The organism is Amycolatopsis sp. NPDC058278 (assembly GCF_042881395.1).
GTDB lineage: Bacteria > Actinomycetota > Actinomycetes > Mycobacteriales > Pseudonocardiaceae > Amycolatopsis.
This window is the reverse complement of sequence record NZ_JBHVXZ010000043.1, coordinates 38,307-55,322: the sequence shown is the minus strand read 5'-3', so window position 1 is coordinate 55,322 and position 17,016 is coordinate 38,307. Positions and strand designations below refer to the sequence as shown.

The 17,016-nt window shown below is 69.4% G+C and carries 18 protein-coding genes; 9 read left to right on the top strand and 9 right to left on the bottom strand.

Annotation, left to right across the window (positions count from 1 at the left end; all coding sequences use genetic code 11):
• Positions 1–61: 61 nt before the first annotated feature.
• A complete protein-coding gene (locus ACFVYA_RS23015; RefSeq protein WP_387047756.1) occupies positions 62–826 on the top strand; it encodes a serine hydrolase in 765 nt (254 codons plus the stop codon).
• A gap of 467 nt (positions 827–1,293) precedes the next feature.
• On the opposite strand, the gene lepB is transcribed toward ACFVYA_RS23015, so the two are convergent.
• Positions 1,294–2,229, bottom strand: coding sequence for a signal peptidase I (gene lepB / locus ACFVYA_RS23010; RefSeq protein ID WP_387047754.1), 936 nt, complete (start codon positions 2,227–2,229; stop codon positions 1,294–1,296).
• A 317-nt stretch (positions 2,230–2,546) separates the two neighbouring features.
• Here lepB and ACFVYA_RS23005 point away from each other — a divergent pair, with 317 nt between their 5' ends.
• Complete coding sequence (locus ACFVYA_RS23005) at positions 2,547–3,263, top strand: hypothetical protein (protein WP_285990849.1); 717 nt, start codon at positions 2,547–2,549, stop codon at positions 3,261–3,263.
• A gap of 28 nt (positions 3,264–3,291) precedes the next feature.
• Here the strand turns inward: ACFVYA_RS23005 and ACFVYA_RS23000 are convergent, their stop codons facing one another.
• From ACFVYA_RS23000 to ACFVYA_RS22990, 3 genes are all read right to left on the bottom strand, one after another.
• Positions 3,292–4,488 carry a beta-propeller fold lactonase family protein gene (locus ACFVYA_RS23000; protein ID WP_387047753.1) on the bottom strand — a complete coding sequence of 399 codons (1,197 nt, stop codon included), beginning with the start codon at positions 4,486–4,488 and terminating at the stop codon, positions 3,292–3,294.
• Positions 4,485–5,255 carry a polysaccharide deacetylase family protein gene (locus tag ACFVYA_RS22995; protein ID WP_387047751.1) on the bottom strand — a complete coding sequence of 257 codons (771 nt, stop codon included), beginning with the start codon at positions 5,253–5,255 and terminating at the stop codon, positions 4,485–4,487. Before ACFVYA_RS22995 ends, ACFVYA_RS23000 begins: the two co-directional genes overlap by 4 nt.
• A 1,302-nt stretch (positions 5,256–6,557) precedes the next feature.
• Complete coding sequence (locus ACFVYA_RS22990; RefSeq protein ID WP_387047749.1) at positions 6,558–6,890, bottom strand: MerR family transcriptional regulator; 333 nt, start codon at positions 6,888–6,890, stop codon at positions 6,558–6,560.
• Positions 6,891–7,688: 798 nt separating this feature from the next.
• Between ACFVYA_RS22990 and ACFVYA_RS22985 the strand changes: the two genes are divergently transcribed.
• The 4 genes from ACFVYA_RS22985 to ACFVYA_RS22970 all read left to right on the top strand — a co-directional run bounded on the left by ACFVYA_RS22985 (position 7,689) and on the right by ACFVYA_RS22970 (position 10,059).
• Positions 7,689–7,826: a hypothetical protein gene (locus ACFVYA_RS22985; protein WP_387047794.1), complete on the top strand. Its 138-nt coding sequence runs from the start codon at positions 7,689–7,691 to the stop codon at positions 7,824–7,826.
• Between the two features lie 310 nt (positions 7,827–8,136).
• Positions 8,137–8,550 (top strand): STAS domain-containing protein, encoded by a 414-nt coding sequence (locus tag ACFVYA_RS22980; protein WP_387047747.1) that lies wholly within the window; start codon positions 8,137–8,139, stop codon positions 8,548–8,550.
• Between the two features lie 259 nt (positions 8,551–8,809).
• On the top strand, positions 8,810–9,124 hold the full coding sequence (locus tag ACFVYA_RS22975; protein ID WP_387047746.1) for an STAS domain-containing protein: 315 nt from the start codon (positions 8,810–8,812) through the stop codon (positions 9,122–9,124).
• Complete coding sequence (locus ACFVYA_RS22970; protein WP_387047745.1) at positions 9,121–10,059, top strand: anti-sigma factor RsbA family regulatory protein; 939 nt, start codon at positions 9,121–9,123, stop codon at positions 10,057–10,059. Before ACFVYA_RS22975 ends, ACFVYA_RS22970 begins: the two co-directional genes overlap by 4 nt.
• Before the next feature lie 216 nt (positions 10,060–10,275).
• Here ACFVYA_RS22970 and ACFVYA_RS22965 read toward each other — a convergent pair whose 3' ends face one another.
• Together ACFVYA_RS22965 and ACFVYA_RS22960 are read right to left on the bottom strand one after the other, a co-directional pair.
• Positions 10,276–10,956 (bottom strand): fasciclin domain-containing protein, encoded by a 681-nt coding sequence (locus ACFVYA_RS22965; protein WP_387047743.1) that lies wholly within the window; start codon positions 10,954–10,956, stop codon positions 10,276–10,278.
• Positions 10,957–11,061: 105 nt separating this feature from the next.
• Positions 11,062–12,648 (bottom strand): molybdopterin-dependent oxidoreductase, encoded by a 1,587-nt coding sequence (locus tag ACFVYA_RS22960; RefSeq protein ID WP_387047742.1) that lies wholly within the window; start codon positions 12,646–12,648, stop codon positions 11,062–11,064.
• Between the two features lie 30 nt (positions 12,649–12,678).
• Between ACFVYA_RS22960 and ACFVYA_RS22955 the strand changes: the two genes are divergently transcribed.
• Both ACFVYA_RS22955 and ACFVYA_RS22950 read left to right on the top strand, forming a co-directional pair.
• Complete coding sequence (locus ACFVYA_RS22955; RefSeq protein WP_387047740.1) at positions 12,679–13,296, top strand: sigma-70 family RNA polymerase sigma factor; 618 nt, start codon at positions 12,679–12,681, stop codon at positions 13,294–13,296.
• Positions 13,293–13,991 (top strand): anti-sigma factor domain-containing protein, encoded by a 699-nt coding sequence (locus ACFVYA_RS22950; protein WP_387047739.1) that lies wholly within the window; start codon positions 13,293–13,295, stop codon positions 13,989–13,991. The genes ACFVYA_RS22955 and ACFVYA_RS22950 overlap by 4 nt, the downstream gene beginning before the upstream one ends.
• 48 nt (positions 13,992–14,039) lie before the next feature.
• Here the strand turns inward: ACFVYA_RS22950 and ACFVYA_RS22945 are convergent, their stop codons facing one another.
• Positions 14,040–14,426 carry an RDD family protein gene (locus ACFVYA_RS22945; RefSeq protein ID WP_387047737.1) on the bottom strand — a complete coding sequence of 129 codons (387 nt, stop codon included), beginning with the start codon at positions 14,424–14,426 and terminating at the stop codon, positions 14,040–14,042.
• A 146-nt stretch (positions 14,427–14,572) separates the two neighbouring features.
• Positions 14,573–15,601: an NAD-dependent epimerase/dehydratase family protein gene (locus ACFVYA_RS22940; RefSeq protein ID WP_387047735.1), complete on the bottom strand. Its 1,029-nt coding sequence runs from the start codon at positions 15,599–15,601 to the stop codon at positions 14,573–14,575.
• Positions 15,602–15,657: 56 nt separating this feature from the next.
• Between ACFVYA_RS22940 and ACFVYA_RS22935 the strand changes: the two genes are divergently transcribed.
• The gene (locus ACFVYA_RS22935; RefSeq protein WP_387047733.1) at positions 15,658–16,125 is read left to right on the top strand and encodes a MarR family winged helix-turn-helix transcriptional regulator; all 468 of its coding nucleotides are present in this window, start codon (positions 15,658–15,660) and stop codon (positions 16,123–16,125) included.
• A gap of 383 nt (positions 16,126–16,508) precedes the next feature.
• Here the strand turns inward: ACFVYA_RS22935 and ACFVYA_RS22930 are convergent, their stop codons facing one another.
• On the bottom strand, positions 16,509–16,907 hold the full coding sequence (locus tag ACFVYA_RS22930; RefSeq protein ID WP_387047732.1) for a VOC family protein: 399 nt from the start codon (positions 16,905–16,907) through the stop codon (positions 16,509–16,511).
• Positions 16,908–17,016 lie beyond the last annotated feature (109 nt).

Below are 17,016 nucleotides of genomic sequence, written 5' to 3'. Positions count from 1 at the left end.
CCCGCTCCGCGGGTCTGCAAGCCGGTGGTGGTGGGACAGCGTCGACGATGTGTGGCAGGGTATGTCGGCCTACCTGCGCACGTTGCCATTGCGGTTCACGCCGGGCAGCCAGTTCGGCTACAGCAACGACGGCTACTTCGTGCTCGGTGCCATCGTCGCCGCGGTGTCCGGGCTGTCCTTCTACGACTACATACGCCAACACGTGTTCGCCCGGGCCGGTATGACCAGCTCGGCTTTCTTTGCGAAGCCTCAGATCCGCGCCGACGACAGCATCGCCCTGGGCTACGCGACCCAACCCGGTGGCACGCGCGTCGACGCCACCACCCTGCCAGGGTTCCCGTACGTCGGCGGCCCGTTCACCGGTGGGTACTGCACCGCGCGGGATCTGCTCCGCTTCGCCATCGCCCTGCACGGCGGCGGGTTGCTGAACCCCGCGTTCACCAACCTGGCCACCACCGGCAAACAGGCCGTGAGTCCGGCCGACCTGCCACAGGGGCAGTTCTACGGGTACGGCCAGGTCGAGGCGATCGCGGGAGCGCACCGCATAGTGGGACAACGGGCGGCGGCCTTCAGAGACCTCGGGGATGTGCTGGAGCAACTCAAGAAAGACAGCGGACGTAGCTGCGAAAGCATCGCGCGAAAGACTAATCTCAGTAAGTCCACCGTGCATCGGTACTGCACGGGCTCCGCCGTGCCGCATGAGTTCGGTGTGCTGGAACGTATCGCGCTGGTCTGTGGTGCTGGCAGGGATGACCTGGTGCGGTTGCATCGGCTCTGGCTGCGTGCCAGCGCATCCCGACACGACGCTGCCGACCAGGATGAATAACACGTCGCCCAATCTGAGCCCACTGCGACCAGGCGCATACCTGTATGGCGTTCCCGGCGGACGCGAGCCCTGGTCTTGGTGTCGAGCTCGAACGGCGGCCAGCCGCCACTCAGGAGATACCTCTCCGCAGTGGTCTCGGGACCAGCGTGGATGCTGCCGGCGGTGGCGCGCGATGCCGGCGTTCCGGGTCGGTCGGAACTCGAGCGCCAGCGTGGTGAGTTCGGCTGGACGGCGCTGGACCGGCTCGTCAGCGGCGCGGAGGGGCAAGGCCTGCGGCCGTTGTTCGCGCGGACTGGGCCTTCGTCCGCGCTCTCGTCCAGCGCTACCACGGACGGATCGAGTCCTACGAGCTGTGGGGGCTGGGCGACGACCGCCGCTTCTCTGCGGGCAGCGTGGAAACGCTGGTGAAGATGACCCGCCACGCGAGCGGCATCATCCATTCGGTCAACCCGAAGGCGATCCTCGCATTAGGGTTTTTGCCCCGCTGCCCGACGCAGTCCGGACTTGAGCTTGCGCCCCAGGAGCAACGCCGGCCACGCCGCCGCGATCCCGGCACCCAGCGGGAGCCCGCTCTGCCAGGCCGGCGCACCCAGCGCCACCGGCTGCGCCGACTCCTGCGGGTTGTGATCGGTGATCCCGCCCCACCGGCTCGGCGGCAGGACGATGATCCGCGCCTTGCCGATGATGTTGTCCACCGGGACCGCGCCGTTCACGCCACCGCCACCCTGGAACCGGGAGTCGTTGGAGTTGTTGCGGTTGTCGCCCATGACCCAGACCATCCCGGCGGGGACCTTGACCGGGGCGAAGGGCTGCTCCGTCTGGTTGGACGGGTTGTCCCAGTGGACGTACGGCTCGTCGAGTCCCTTGCCGTCTACGACGACCTTGCCGTGGGTGTCGCAGCACTGGACGGTCTGGCCGCCGACCGCGATCACCCGCTTGACGAAGTCCCGCTCGTCCGGCGGGGCGAACCCGACCAGCGAACCGAGACCGCGCAGGCCCTGGACGACGATGTTGCTCGACTCCTGCGGCGCGATCTCGTTGTCCCACGTCGCCGGGCCCTTGAACACGATCACGTCACCCGGGGAGGGCTCGGTGAAGTCGTAGGTGACCCGGTCGACCAGGATCCGGTCGCCGGTGCACCCGGGACACCCGTGCAGGGTGGCCTCCATCGATCCCGAGGGGATCATGAAGACCTTCGCGAGGAATGTCTGGATCAGGATCGTGAGCACCAGGGCGATCACGAGCAGGATCGGCAGTTCCTTCCAGAACGACCGTTTCTTGGCGGGCTTGGCTCGCCGCCGGCGGGACCCTCCGCGCTCCTCGGATCGGGACAGCCGGGGCTTGTCCTCCTCGGAGCGATCGGGGTTCTCCTCGGGAGCGTTCTGAGACACGGGTTCGGCCACGTCGCCAAGCTACCGGTAACCGGGTAGTGACTCAGTTAGCCATCTGGACCGCCTCAACCACTCTTCCGGCGGCAGCAGACGTGCGACTTGGTCCGGCGCCACCGTCCTGGCCATGCTCCTCACCCTCGTCTACGCCGCCGGGCTGCTCTTCCGCCCCACCGGCGGATCTGCGCACGGGCGCGGACTCCCTCGTCGTCTACGCGATCGCCATCGCCACCCGACCGGGTTCAGCGCCGGTCAGGCGGCGTTCGACGTTAGGCTGGCGCCCCCGACGAACACCGGCCGGTCAGCGGCCGTCACAAGGAGCAGCCGCCTCCATGTCAGTCAACCGGGCCGACGCCCGCACCCGTCATCCCCGCCACCAGCGCCGCGGTGAAGCCCGCCTGCCGGCCGTCGTCGCGACCCTCGTCGCCATCTCGCTCTACCTGGCGCTGCCGGAACAACTGCTGGTCGGCCCCCGGTTCGTGGTGCCCGCTCTGGAGTTCGTGCTGCTGGTCCCGCTGGTCGCGATCAACCCGAAGCGTGTCACCCGGCAGACCCGGCTTTCCCGCGTCCTGTCACTGGCGTTGGTCGTGGTCATCGCGGTCAGCAACCTGGTGGCCCTCGCGCTGCTCATCCACGACCTCGTCGACGGCGCGGCCGGCAGCGGCCAAGACCTGCTGCTGGGTGCGCTCCAGGTCTGGCTGACCAACGTCATCGCGTTCGGCCTGGCCTACTGGGAGCTGGACCGAGGTGGCCCGGTCAAACGCACCCAGTCCAGCCGCGCGAGCCTGCCGCTGGCCGACTTCCGGTTCTCCCAAGACGAGAACGACGACGCAGTCGAGGAGGTCGCCGCCGGCTCCAGCGTGAAGGCCGACTGGGTGCCGACACTGGTGGACTACCTGTACGTGTCGGTGACCAACTCGACCGCCTTCAGCCCCACCGACACCATGCCACTGTCCTCACGGGCGAAAGTGCTGATGGCGGTACAGAGCGTCGCGGCGCTGCTGACCTCGCTACTGGTCATCGCCCGCGCTGTCGGCGTGCTCAAATAGGAACCGGGTCGCTGCGGCCGGACCGTGGCTAGCGGGTGATGCCGGTGTGGCCGAGGGAATACCGGCCGGGCTGGGGCCACACGCACAGGCCGTGCGGTTCGCGGCCTACTGGGATGGTCCGCAGCAGCGTCCCGTCCTTTGTTGACAGGACGTAGACGACGCCGTTGTAGCGGCCGGACAGCCAGAGCTGGGTGCCGTCCGCGGTGACGTTGCCCATGTCCGGGCTGCCGCCGCCCGGGATGTGCCAGACGGTCACGGGGGCGCCGGTGTAGGCGTCCAGCACGCTGACGCTGCCTTTGTGGCGGTTGGTCACGTACAGCTGCTTCGCGTCCCGCGACAGGTAGAGGCCGTGCGCGCCCTTCCCGGTCGGGATGAAGCGGAGCACGCGGGTGGCCGCTCCGTCGAGGACCCAGAGACCGTTGGCGTCGGAATCGGCGATGTAGTAGACCGATCCGTCCGGGGCGAGCTTGATGTCCTGCGGTCCCATCCGGACGTTGCGGTGCGGCATGTCGATCATGCGCAGCAGCTTGTGGGTGACGACGTCCACGACCGCCACCCGGCCGGCGAACTCGCAGGTGAACACCGCGGTGCGGCCGTCAGCGGAGAAGTCGGCGTGGTCGATGCCCGCACAGTCGGGGGCGGCGGTTTCGTCGTGCACCTGCCAGGTGTGCGGGTCGTACCAGACCAGCTTGCGGCGTGCTTCGGCGACCGAGATGGCGTACTTGCCGTCCGGGGAGAAGTACATGTTGTACGGGTCGATCACGGGAATCTTCCTGCCCGGCAGGCCGGTCTTGGGGTCGAACGGGAGGATCTGGTCGCCGCGGTCGTCGGTGGCGTAGAGGGTGCGCAGGTCCCAGGAGGGCACGACGTGCTGGAGTTCCTTGCCGACCGGGTACTTCGCGACCACCTGGTAGGTGGCCGGGTCGATCACCCAGACGTCGCCGGAGCCGCTGTGCGGCACGTACACCAGCGGCTTGTCCCCGGCGACTTCGGGCGACAGCTTCCCGGCTCCGGCGGCCGCGTCGACGTTGCGGAGGTCGGTGACCGGCGGCATACCGGGCAACGGGTTCCCGGCCGGAACGGGCGGCGTCGATTCGTGCGGCAGCCCGATGGTAGGCATTCCCGGCATACCGGACATCCCGACGTCGTCGGACGTCGGTGACGACGAGCAGCCGGCGAGCAGGAGGAGGACGGCGGCGAGCCAGCCCAGACCGGTACGGCTCACTTCAGCAGCTCCGTCGCCGTCACCGCGGTCAGTCCCCGTTCGCTCAGGTCGATGAAGATCCCCGGCAGCGCCGCAACCGTCCCGGCGTGCCCGAGGTGCATGCTGACCACGCTGCCGGCCCGGGCCCGCGCCACGGCGGACCGGATCGCGGCCGGCCCCGGGTCCTTCCAGTCCAGCGAGTCGACGTCGTAGGACAGCGCCCGCGCGTAGCCGGCCTTGCCCGCCTCGATCAGCTCCTGCGCGGTCGCGTGCTGTCCCTGCGACTGCCGGAAGAACGCCCCTGGCGTCCCGGTCACCTCGGCGAGCTTGTCCCGGCACCGTTGGATCTCCGCGAGCATCGGCTCCGGCTGGTAACCGGCCAGCGCGGGATGGCTCCAGGTGTGGTTGCCGAGCTCGTGGCCACCGTCGCGCACCATCCGCGCGGCGTCCGGGTACTCGGCCAGCCAGGTACCGACGGCCAGCACGGTGATGTGCGCGCCGTGCTGCCGCACCAGGTCCAGCACCTGCCGGGTGATCCGGGGATCGCCGGCGCCGTGAAAGGTCAGTGCGATCTCCGGGCGACCGGAAGCGGAGCGGGCCACCTCGGTGGCCGGTCCCGACGGCGCGGCCGAAGCCGGCGGTGCGGTCGAACGCGGTGAGCTCACCGGGCCAGGCGACGACAGCACCGCACCGACCGGCGGACCCTGGTCCGGCGCCGAGCAGGCGGCCAACGCCGAAGCTCCGGCGGCGACGCCGAAGAAATGGCGTCTGGTCAACGATTTGCGCATCAAAAACTCCAGGTCGTCGCAGCGCGGCGAGGCGCAGTCCACGGCCGGCACGCTAACGCCATCCCGCTTGCTCCCCGCGCGTTCACGGCGGACGGGCACTCAGCGTCCTCTCAGCGCGCCTGTGGCAGAGCGGGCGTGGTTGATCTGACGCGAGAGCGTCGGCTGCGCTCACGACGTGCCCTCGCTGGGGACGGCCGGGGTGAGGACGAACCAGGACCCGGTCCTGGGCACAGCAACAGCGGGACGCGTGCGGCGTGCCCAGCCGACCGCCGTTCTCGCCGTCACGATGGTGGGTATCGCCCTGCTGGCCCTCGGTCCCTGGCGGACCCGTTCGTTGCCATGGCGGGGCATAGCCGGATCCGGCGTCGTCGCGGCGATGCGGTTCCGTCCCGACTCCCCGGCCGTGGACGGAGCTGGAAGTCGCCGGTCCAGCCGTGTCGCCTGGCGCGCACACCGGAAGGCGGCGAACTCCCGTTCAAGCTGATCGCCACCGACGATGCGCTCACCCACCACATCGAGCAGACCGGCCGGCTGCCGAGAACTGTGTCACATTATGCGACGTGCTGATATTCGTGGATCAGTCCACCGAGCCGGCGGCAGCGGCCGCGTCGGTGTCGCCCTATCGGGCGGTCGGGCCCGAGGGGATTCGCGGCCTTCGCCGAGCACCACGCGCAGCTGTGCGGCCGCGGCGAGGTGAGCAACGCGGCGCCGCTCCCGGTCGGCGACGGCGACCCGTAGCCCGGTGCCGGTCGCCGGGTGTCCCGGGTGCGAGGCGAGATGATGCCACCACCGGGTGGAGGCGGGCTTGGCGGCTGATGCCCAGCGCCGCGAGCGCGTCCGCTATCCCGAGATCGTCGCGCTCGCCGGCCCCCTGGTCTCCGCACACTGGACCGCGCCCGCCACCCGCCCCCACATCAAGACTCCCTACCGCGGTGAACGCCCCGACTTCCTCGCAGCAGCGTCGGCATCTGGGCCCGCGAGACGTTCCCGAACCACACCGAGCTCACGGTCGGCTACTACCCGGCCCGCCCGAAAAGGGCCGGATACAACGACCGTCAGCTCGCCGAGCCGGTCACGTCACCTGGCACGGCCCGTGATCAGCGCGCGCTGACAGGCCAGCTCCGCGCCGCCGCCAAGCCTCCGGTGACGTACAACCGGGAGCTCAGCGTGTGACTACCCGGGGCCGCCATCGAATGCCGGACTCGCGTGGCGCCGGTGGTCGGGCATCCGTGCGAGGGCCGTGCAGCGTGGCGGGCTTCGGCGGCAGATCGGCACGCGGCGGGGCCGCGTGCCGAGTCGGATTCAGTCGCCGGTGAGGAGTTCGGTGTTGCGGTGCTGGGCTTCGTGGAGCTGGTCTTCGAGGGTGATGATGCGGCAGGCCGCGTCGATGGGGGTGCCCTGGTCGACCAGTTCCCGCACACGAGCGGCCAGGCGGAGCTGGTGCCGGGAGTAGCGGCGGTGTCCGCCGGCGGAACGTTGGGGGGTGATCAGGCCGGCTTCGTCGAGGCTGCGCAGGAAGCCCTGGGTGGTGCCGAGCATGTCGGCGGCCCGGCCCATGGTGTAGCCGGGATAGTTCTCGTCGTCGAACTTGTCGGCCGCACTCGGCGTGCCGGGTCCTGCTTGGTCAGGAATCATTCCACCTCCACATCACAAAGGACCCCGGGTGCCACTGCGGCACCCGGGGTCCTCAAGGGTTGGGTATACACCATTGTCAACCGGCGCGACCGCCGGCTTCCTGCACCCGCACCCGGCACACAGCCGGACCATGCGGGGATCGCTCACTCGTGACCGAGCACCACCTCCGAACTCGATGGAACTGCGGCACCCGCGCGGCAAAACCCAACCGCTGCGGGCGATCCAATGATGGTTCCCGCTCCTTCTTTCGATATTCCAGTTACTGCCTACTGCCACTGCACTTGCTGGTACTGCACTTCTCGCTGCGACCGCCACGACCGGAACCCTTCCACTGATCGGTCCCAGCACGCTGACGCCGCTGGCCACTGCCCGGAGCCCCCTACATTGATCGGCTCCGGCCACCTGACCGGTCCTGCAACTACTTCACTTCACAAACAACTACGACAAACAACAACTACAACTGCTGATCTTCACGGGCACACACGCTCCGCCCGCGTCCTGCACTACCGCTCCGGGACCGGCACTACTCGGTCAAACCTCTTCACAACCTCGGTCCTGGAGTACTGCTTCCGGTCACCAGCCGAAACCTTGTTCCTGGATCGGCTCCGTGCTGCCTGACCGTCTTGTCTCACCTCGCGGGTAGTTACGTCCTCTCCCGCGCCTGCTTGACGTTGTCTCTCTCGCTACAAGAAGGACACTACACGCACCCACCGTTGAATGTCTACCTCAGCCGACATAGATTTCCTCGATCGAGTGAGACCGACGGCGAGAGGGGCGCACGGACGGCGGGAACCGTGCGTGGCGGTGCTGTCACCGGAGGAGGCCTACGCGGCCGCGGAGCTGCTGGGGCAGTTCGCGCAGCTCGATCCGCCCGCCACGCTGAACCAGCTGGCGGCGTCCTTGGCCAGCCGCCTCTACAGCCGCCTCGGCGCCTGAGCATCCGGCGGACGCTGCCGCGTGGCAGGCAGCGTGGCGGCGAGCGAACGGCCGGACACGGCATTGAATGGTTGAAGTGTCCACCGATAGGGCACTACCCCACCGTGCCTGACCCGGATCACGCTCCGGAACCGGGCAAGGCGTGTCACACCGCCGCGCGAGGGCACCCCTGACTCGCCAGCTCGTGGCGCACCGGCGGTTCAGACCGGCAGCCGCCCGCAGTTCTTCGGTCTGCCCACACCAGGGCAGGCCTGCACCGCGGGAAGTTCGCGGCCGATCCGGCTTCTTCCCGTCGACGAGGAGGCCTCCGATGCTTGACGCCACCCGCGCCCCCAGCTTGCGCGAGCCGGCTTCCATACTCCCCCGGCCTCCCACCCTCATGGTCACCGCTCGCCACGAGCACACCACGGTGGCCATCGCCGGCGAAGTCGACTTGGCCGTGACCGCGCGCATGCAGGACCGGCTGCACGACGAGCTGCGGCTGCGCCCCGAGGCGCTGATCATCGACCTGACCCACGTCACGTTCTGCTCCTCGAGCGGCTTGTCCGCCCTCCTCGAGGTTGTCCATGACGCCCACGCCCGCGGACTGCCTTGCGCGGTCATCGCCGGTCAACGGGCCATCCTGAGACCCATCCAGGTGCTGCAACTCGACCGCGTCCTGCCGATCCACGCGAACCGGGCGGACGCAGAAGCCTGGCTGTCCCTGGTGGCGCGGCTGCGGTGAATCCCACCCAGTGGGAAGGGCAGTTCGCGGGGGCTCTGGACTGAACCCGACCGGCTCTGGGTTGAACCGGCAAGCCGCGAACCTGGGCCATCGGCACTGGGCCGGAGCCCACTGTCCTGTGACTTGGTGTCAGCCTTCTCCTGCCAGGCTGACAGCGCCAGAGCCGCGGGCGGCGGATTGCGACTTCACCCGTATGGGTGACGCACCGCGGAGAGACTCGCAGTCTGCCGGTGGCGGATGCGCAACGTAGGCTGGCGGGGTGACTGATTCTCATCGTAGCCAGTTGCGGGTGGTCCGGATACCGGAGCAGCGCGGGGTGAAGGTCATCGGCGACGTCGACCTGAGCACCCGCGACATCTGGCAGAGCGCGCTGGAATCAGCGACCACCGACGGTGCGTCCGCCCGGCTGGATCTGTCGCAGCTGTCGTTCATCGACGCCCACGGCACCGCCATGCTGGTCGCCGCGGCACCGCTCACGCTCACCCGCCCACCGGCGATCCTCCGTAGGATGTTGACACTGCTCTACCCCGCCGAACCGGCGACGATCGTGATCGAAGAACTGGAAATGTCATGAGCACGCCCGTCGACACACCCGCCGCCGAGCCGTTCGTCCATCCGGCCCTGTTCTACCGGGATGCCGACGAGTACCTCGCCGGGACCGTCCCGTTCATCCGGTCCGGACTCGCCGCGGGCGAACCAGTCGCCGTGTCGGTCCCCGCGGCCAACGTCGCCCTGCTGCGCGCCGAACTCGGCGCCGACGCCGACCAGGTCACCCTGATGGACATGGGCATCGCCGGACGCAACCCCGGCCGGATCATCCCCGGGGTACTGCGCGCCTTCGCCGACACCCACCCCGACCGGCACGTCCGCATCATCGGCGAACCGATCTGGCCGAGCCGCAGCGCCCACGAATACCCCGCCTGCGTCCAGCACGAAGCGCTGATCAACCTCGCGTTCACCGGCCGGGACGTCACCATCCTCTGCCCCTACGACACCCAGAACCTCACCCCGGCAGTGCTGGCCGACGCCGAAGCGACCCACCCGCTGCTCATCGACAGCACCGGCCAGCGCTCCAGCGCCGCGTACGACCCCGAAGCGATCATCGCCGGCTACAACCAGCCGCTGCCCGAACCAGCCGAGGCCGCCGAACTCACCGTCGACGCCACCAATCTCGCCCAGGCCCGGCACCTCGCCCGGACCCACGCCCGCCAGGCAGGCTTGCCGCAGGACCAGGTCGCCGACGTCGAACTGGTCGTCACCGAACTGGTCACCAACAGCATCGACCACGGCGGCGGCACCGGCCGGCTGCGGATCTGGACCGCCGACGGGCACCTCCTGTGCCAAGTCCACGACCACGGCACCCTCACCGACCCCTTGGCCGGACGACACCCCGTCCCACCCGAGGCACACCGCAACCGCGGCCTCCTGCTGGTCAACCACATGTCCGACCTGGTCCGCCTCCACACCAGCACCGACGGCACCACCTTCCGCGTCCACTTCCGGCTGTGACCACGGGCGGCAGGGTGGCCGTGGCGAGTGAGACGTTCGCGCGGCGGCTTCGCCGGGGTGTGCCCGGTACGCGACCTGCACGTCACAGGTGATCCGCCACCAGACCACGGTCGCTGTCCGGGCTCGTATACGGCGCGGACAGCGAAGGACGACCACTTCGGCTCCAGGAGGGTTGGGAGCCGAGGTGGCCGTCCGGCGGCGGCCGAGAATTCGGTCTTACTTGTTGGTGCCCGGGGTCAGCACCTTGTCGATCACGAAGACCGTGGCGTTCTTGGTGGGGATGTTGCCGCACAGGACCTTCGCGCCGTTGACGGTCATGTTCTCGCCCGAGCCCTCGATCTTCAGGGGGCCACCGGCGGTGTTCAGCGACTCCAGCGTGCCGGCCGTCGCGATGCCCTTGGCGTCGTAGCGCTTGCCGACGACGTGGTACTGCAGAATCGGCGACAGCTCGGCGGGCTTGCCGGCGAGCTCGTTGAACTTGGCGTCGCCCAGCGCGGCGAACGCCGGGTCGGCCGGGGCGAACACCGTGATGGCCTGCTGGCTGTTGAGGGTGTCCACGAGGTTGGTGGCCTTGACCGCCGCGACCAGCTTGGTCAGCAGCGGGTTCGTCGACGCGGCCGAGGCGACCGGCTGCGGGCCCATCGAATCGAGCGAGCCGGGCGCGGAGCCCTGCGGCAGCTGGGAACAGGCCGGGCCGAAGACGTCGGCGTTGGTGGTCACGCCGTCGGCGGCACCGGAGGCCATGCTGGAGGAGGGAGCGGCCATCGAAGACGACGGCGCCGGGGCCGGGGCGCTGCTCGAGCTCCCGGAGGAAGCGGTGTCGTTGCTGCCGCAGGCGGTCAGGGTCAGCGCGGCGGCCGCGGTCAGGCCAATACCGGCAATACGAAGGTTACGCACGAAGGATTCACTCCAATTGATTACGCGGCTGAGGCGACCGAATCGCCTGTGTTACTGGGTATTCGGGACCCTGAACGGGCCGGATTGGTGGTGCGGAAAAGATTCTCAGGCGGCCGTGAAGGTGACGTTGTGCCAGCCGGTCGCACCGTCGGGGACGGTGCCCGCCCGCATGTCGGTCTGGGTGTAGCCGGACTTGTCGGTGGCGCGGCAGAACACCTGGTGCACGCCGGCGGGCAGCTCGACCTCGGTCCACCACATCCGCCACGTGTCGAGGTTGACCTCCTGCGACAATGTGGTGTCCTGCCACGGACCTTGGTCGACGCGGACCTCGACCTTCTCGATTCCGGTGTGCTGCGCCCACGCGACTCCGGCGACGCGCACCTTCCCCTTGGCAACGTTGGCGAAGCCGCGGTGGGAGTCGATCCGCGACTCGGTCTTGATCGGGGCCTCCCGGCTCCAGCCGCGCTTGAGCCAGTACGCCTGACGGGCCGCCCACGTCGTGACTTCGATGTCCACGACCCACTTCGTCGCCGACACGTACCCGAACAGCCCGGGTGTGACCAGCCGGGCCGGGAATCCGTGCTCCAGTGGCAGCGGTTCGCCGTTCATCCCGATGGCCAGCATCGCGCCCCGGCCGCGGTCCTGCGCCGCCGCGACCGGCGTGCCCGACGTCCAGCCGTCCACGCTGGTGCAGAACAGCTGCTCGGCACCGGGTCGCACGCCGGCTTCCGCGAGCAGGTCGGCCAGGTCGACGCCGATGAAGTTCGAGGTCGACACGTAGTCGCCGCCGACCTCGTTGGACACGCACGTCATGGTGACGGTGCGCTCGACCAGCGGCCGGTCGCGGATGTCGCGGTAGCTGTAGCGGACTTCGCGGTCGACCATGCCGTGCAGGCGCAGGCTCCAGTCCTCGGTGCGCACCTGCGGCACCGACAACGCGGTGTCGACGCGGTAGAACTTGTCGTTCACGGTGAGGAATGGCGGCGTGCCGAGCTTCGCGAAGTCCGCGTCGGCCGGGATCGTCGGCGCGGTGCGCGCCGGGATCAGCTTGCCGACCGCGTCCCGGGACGCCGTGGCGTCGCGGGACGAGCTGATCAGCTGGCCGCCCAGGCCGGCGGCGCCGGCACCGACGACCACCCCGGCGCCGCCGAGCAGGAACGCCCGCCTGGACGTCCCGGACTTCTCCGGCGAATCCGGCTCCCGCCACACCCGCGGCGCGATGCGGTGCAGCAGCAGGAACACCGCGATGCCCACGATCAAGCTGGCGATCGGGGCCAGCAGTGCCACGAACATCAGGTCCGGGCGCTGGTGCACCGCGAACGCGCCGATGAGACCGAACAGCGCCACAACCACCGTCCCGGGTACGGCAGACCGTCGCGATAGGACACCCGCGAGCGCCGCGGCCAGCACCATCACCACGGCCATGCTGCCCAGCAGCACCAGCTTGTCGTAGGTGCCGAAGGTGCGGACAGCGAAGTCCTTCAGCTCGATCGGGGTCAAATCGATCGCGCCGTTGCCCACCGCGAGGTAGGGCGAGGCGTTGATGCTGATGAACCCCGCCACCAGGTGCCCGGCTGCCAGCGCGGCAGCCAAGGCGAGCACCCCGGTGAACGCGGCCGCGAAGAACCGCAGCCGCGTTCGCTGCGGCGGAGCAGGGCGGTCGGACGGGGACGTCACCTTGGTCGCGGTCATGCCCGTCATTCGGCGCCGACGTGGCATGCGATGGGTCCTGTGACCGCAACGACATCCGAGACCGCCCGGAAGGGTGACGGCCGGCCACCCCGGACAACCGGACCAATACGCGGCGGGCGAGGCGACGAATCAGCGGTATCAGCTTGCTCGTCAGTGGAATCCGATTCGCTGCGGGCGCAGCCTCGGCTCCGGCCGGGAAGGACCAGCCATGGCCGCCGCGCGCGCCACCCTAATCGCCCTTCGACCCCCACCCGACGTGTCATTCACTTCCGAGGAACTTCTCGGGCGCGTCGCTCTCGGCGACGAGCACGCGTTCGCCGCGCTCTACGACCGGCTCGCCGGGCCATCGACCGGGTCCGCGCCGAGCAGTCCGCCCGTGACCGCGAGGACCGCGTCGACCTGCTCGACGTGCGGCAACCGTTCGACGACGTCGTCGAGACCGCACTGTCCACAGAGGAACGCCAGCAGGTCCGGGCGGCCATGTCCGCGCTGACCGACCTGCAGCGCGAATCCATCCAGCTCGCCTACTTCCACGGGCTCACCTGCCGCGAAGTCGCCGAAAAGCTCGGCGTCGCCGTCGGTACCGTCAAAACCCGCATGCGCGACGGCATGATCCGCCTGCGGGACGCGTTGGGAGCGACCCGATGACCACCGCCGACGTCCACACCCTGACCGGTGCGTACGCCCTCGACGCGGTCACCGACCTCGAACGAGCCGCGTTCACCCGCCACCTGGCCGAATGCCCGGTCTGTGCCGGCGAAGTCGCCGAATTCCACGCGACCGCCGCGAAGCTCGCCCTCGCGGTGGCCGCCTCCCCCGGCACCCGGCTGCGCAGCCGGGTCCTCAGCGAGATCGCCGAAACCAGGCAGCTCCCGCCGGTGAGCACGTTCCGGCCGCAGGAGCACCGGCCGTGGCGCACGCGCGCGATCATCGCCCTGGCGGCCGTCAGCGCCGCGGCCGCGCTGGTCACCGGCGGGATCGGCATCGGCGCCCTCCAGTCGAATCCGGCGCCCGTTACGCAGATCGCCGAGCCGGCACCAGAGGTGTTCACGGTTCGCGCGAGCGGTACCGCGGGCGGTTCGGTGGCGGTGACCTTCTCCCGGCAACGTGGCGAAGCCGTCGTCATCGCGCAGGCACTGCCCGCGCTCGAGGCCGGTCACGCCTACCAGGTGTGGCTCATCGGCCCACGAGGCGCGCAGTCCGCCGGACTGCTGCACACCGGATCCGGCACCGTCACCGCAGCGCTCACCGCCGACGTCGACCGCATCGGCATCACCACCGAACCCGCAACAGGGTCGCCGCACCCGACCACACCGGCTCTGGCCCGAGTTTCCCTCACCTGAGCGCGCGCGTCACCAAGTCCGTTCCGAGATCGGCTCCGAACATCCTCGCTAATTCGGAATCGCGTCGACCAAGGGATACGCGGCGAAGATCAACAACCAGCATGACAGCAACCATTCCTTGAGCAGCATGCCGAGCGTTGCCTTCCCTCCGGTGGCCTCGACCACGCAGCGCAGGCCGAAGAGTGCCCGGCCGGTCGTGGTGCCCCACCACGACTGCAGCGGGACCCGGTGGACGAACGACACCACCGAGTACGCCGCGACGGCCGTGAACAGGAACGGGAAGTCCAACCGCGACGCGACCAGGAGGGCCACCGTGAGGTGCAGCGCCAGGTCGGCCACGATCGCCCAGATCCTCTGCCACCGGGCTGCCACGCCGAGGTCCCGACGGCGCACGACCTCCAGCGACCCCTCGTCGGTCTGCGGTTCCGTCTCCATGCCTCCCTCACGCGCGAACCCGCCGTTCGGTTGCCACCTCTCGGCCGCTGGCTGTTGTGGGTGAGGCCTGAGACGGGGGACGGGCCGGGCTCACGGTGTAGTTCAGCGCGCTCGCAACGTAGCGTGAATCCCTTTCCGCGTGCTGCTCAGCGCCGACCTCCGCAGCCCTTTCGTGATTCGGCGGTGAGCATGGTGGCGGTGTCGACGATCGTCTGTTCGGCGGGGCGGGGATGCCAGCCGAGCCGGGTGCGGGCTTTGCTGCTGTCGACGAGCCTCGTGCGGCCGAGTTCGGGACGCAGCATCGCCAGCTGCGGGTTGCGCCGCGCGAGCAGTTTGACGACGAAGTCGGGCATGGTGCGCGTAGGCACTTTCGCGGCTTCGTCCGGGAGCTTCTCGCGCAGGAGGCGGGCGATCTGCCGGTACCACAGGAAGCTGCCCGAACCGAGGAAGCGCTGGCCTGCGGCGGCCGGGCTCGTCATGGCGAGAATGTGGAGTTCGGCGATGTCGCGCACGTCGACGACGTTCCATCCGATGTTCGGGACGGCGGGGATCTTGCCGTCGAGCAGGCGGCGGATGACCTCGACCGTGCCCGGCCTGTCCGGTGGGCCCAACATGGGTCCCTGCATGAACGTCGGGAGGACGGCGGTCAGCTCGAGCCCGGTCGCGGCGGCGAGATCCCACGCGTCGCGCTCGGCGAGGATCTTGGAATCGGGGTACGCGCGAACCGGGGTGCCGGCCGGTGCGGTCCACGTCGTCTCGGTCGCGGGCGTGTCCGGGTCGCCGGTGTCGGCCGTGACGCCGGAGGAGGTGAGCACGGCACGCTTGACCCCGGCGCGCGCGGCGGCGCCGAGGACGCGGCGGGTGCCCTCACGTGCGGTGGTGATGAGGTCCACGTCCGATCCGAAGGGCATCGGGGAAGCGGTGTGCAGCACGTAGTCGGCACTCGCGACCGCCTCGTCCCAGCCGTCGTCGCCGAGGAGGTCGACGGCCGCGAACTCGATGGTTCCGGCTGCCTGCTCGTTCACGGCGTCGTGCACTCGCTGCGCCTTGTCGAGGCTCCGGACGGTCGTGCGCACCTGGTAGCCGCGTTGGAGCAGGCCGGCGATCACCCAGCCGGCCAGGTAGCCGGTTCCGCCCGTGACGAGCACTGTCTCGCCCCGGTGACTTTCCGTCATGTACTCCCCTATATTCATTGAGTTTCTCATTGATATTGGGAGGGTATCATGGGTTCGTGACCGTGAGCCGTGACGCGACCGCACCGACGACCCGCCCTGCGGCCGTCGAGCGCAAAGCCGAGATCGTCCGTGTCCTCGTGGAGGTGGGGAACGCCGCCGACGCGGTCGTGGCCCAGGTGCTCGGCGAGTTCGGGGTCCCGGCGTCCGTCGCCGGCACGCTGTGGGCGCTGGCCCCGGGAACCGAGCCGCCGACGATGCGGGAGGTGGCAGCCCGCCTGCACTGCGACCCTTCCACGGTGAGTCTCGCCGCCGACAAACTGCAGAGCATGGGACTCGTCTCCCGTCAGCCTCATCCCGCCGACGGCCGCAAGCGCACCCTGGCCCTCACCGAACACGGGCACGAACTGTGGGAGGCGCTCAGAACGCGGCTGCACGCCTCCGGGCTGTTCGCCGGTCTCGACGCGCAGGAACAGGACACCTTGCTCGCGTTGCTGACGAAAATGCGCACCCCGCAACGCCTGTAGCCGGTCCCGGCCGCTGCTGCAGGTTGTCCGCGGCCGTTCAGACCGCGGCGAGGCCGGCCACGAGCACCTCGGTCAGCCGGGATTGGCGTCTTCCGCCTGGTGGGCGGTGCGGATCAGCAGGTTCAGCGCGCGATGGAGGTACGGCGAATGAAATCCGTGCCCATCGGACTACGTGTGACCGATCTCGAACGGTTGCCGGCGTTCTACACCGCCGTCGGCTACGAGGTTGTCGGCAGTGTGTCTGAGACGCCGATCGGTAGTTGTTCGTGCCCGCGACACGATCAAGGGCCCTCCATCACCGGGGCGACGAGCTTGCCCACAGGGCGATTGGTGTGCTTGCCGGAGGCTCGGCCCCGATGGGGTCGGCCAGAGGTCATGCCCTCTCAGACGTCGGCTTCGATGGCGAAGGTGTTGCCGTCCGGGTCCTGGAACCAAGCGATACGGCCACCGCCGGCCCGGGCAGTGATGCCCTTCGCGTCGTGTTCGAGCTGGTCATAGCGGGTGAACTCGACGCCGGTCGAGGTGAGTTCGTCAACGATCTTGTCGAGGTCGTCGACGTACCAGGTCGCCAGTGTGGCCGGGCTCTTCCCGGCAGTAGCGGACTGGTACACGTTCAGGGCCGGTCCGCCACCGGATCCGTAGGTTCGACTGCCGTCGGCGACATGGGCGCTGGGGCCGGACTGCAGCGCCCGCAGGCCGAGCTTGCCTTCGTAGAACGCGACCGCCCGGTAAATGTCGGACACGGCGATCGAAGCTCTGACTTCGTACCTGCTCAGGGGCATGAACCACCCTATCGCGGCCGCACGCAACTCCGTGCTCCCTCGTGAACGCGACGGTCCTCGCGACGCAGCTCGTACCGCGCTGATGGGGGCAAACTCTTCGGCTATCGGT

Coding starts and splice junctions, on each gene's coding strand:
- ACFVYA_RS23015 (WP_387047756.1), top strand. CDS start 62: ATGTCGGCCTACCTGCGCACGTTGCCATTGCGGTTCACGCCGGGCAGC.
- ACFVYA_RS23005 (WP_285990849.1), top strand. CDS start 2,547: ATGTCAGTCAACCGGGCCGACGCCCGCACCCGTCATCCCCGCCACCAG.
- ACFVYA_RS22995 (WP_387047751.1), bottom strand. CDS start 5,255: ATGCGCAAATCGTTGACCAGACGCCATTTCTTCGGCGTCGCCGCCGGA.
- ACFVYA_RS22990 (WP_387047749.1), bottom strand. CDS start 6,890: ATGATTCCTGACCAAGCAGGACCCGGCACGCCGAGTGCGGCCGACAAG.
- ACFVYA_RS22980 (WP_387047747.1), top strand. CDS start 8,137: ATGCTTGACGCCACCCGCGCCCCCAGCTTGCGCGAGCCGGCTTCCATA.
- ACFVYA_RS22970 (WP_387047745.1), top strand. CDS start 9,121: ATGAGCACGCCCGTCGACACACCCGCCGCCGAGCCGTTCGTCCATCCG.
- ACFVYA_RS22960 (WP_387047742.1), bottom strand. CDS start 12,648: ATGACCGCGACCAAGGTGACGTCCCCGTCCGACCGCCCTGCTCCGCCG.
- ACFVYA_RS22955 (WP_387047740.1), top strand. CDS start 12,679: ATGGGTCCTGTGACCGCAACGACATCCGAGACCGCCCGGAAGGGTGAC.
- ACFVYA_RS22950 (WP_387047739.1), top strand. CDS start 13,293: ATGACCACCGCCGACGTCCACACCCTGACCGGTGCGTACGCCCTCGAC.
- ACFVYA_RS22945 (WP_387047737.1), bottom strand. CDS start 14,426: ATGGAGACGGAACCGCAGACCGACGAGGGGTCGCTGGAGGTCGTGCGC.
- ACFVYA_RS22940 (WP_387047735.1), bottom strand. CDS start 15,601: ATGACGGAAAGTCACCGGGGCGAGACAGTGCTCGTCACGGGCGGAACC.
- ACFVYA_RS22930 (WP_387047732.1), bottom strand. CDS start 16,907: ATGCCCCTGAGCAGGTACGAAGTCAGAGCTTCGATCGCCGTGTCCGAC.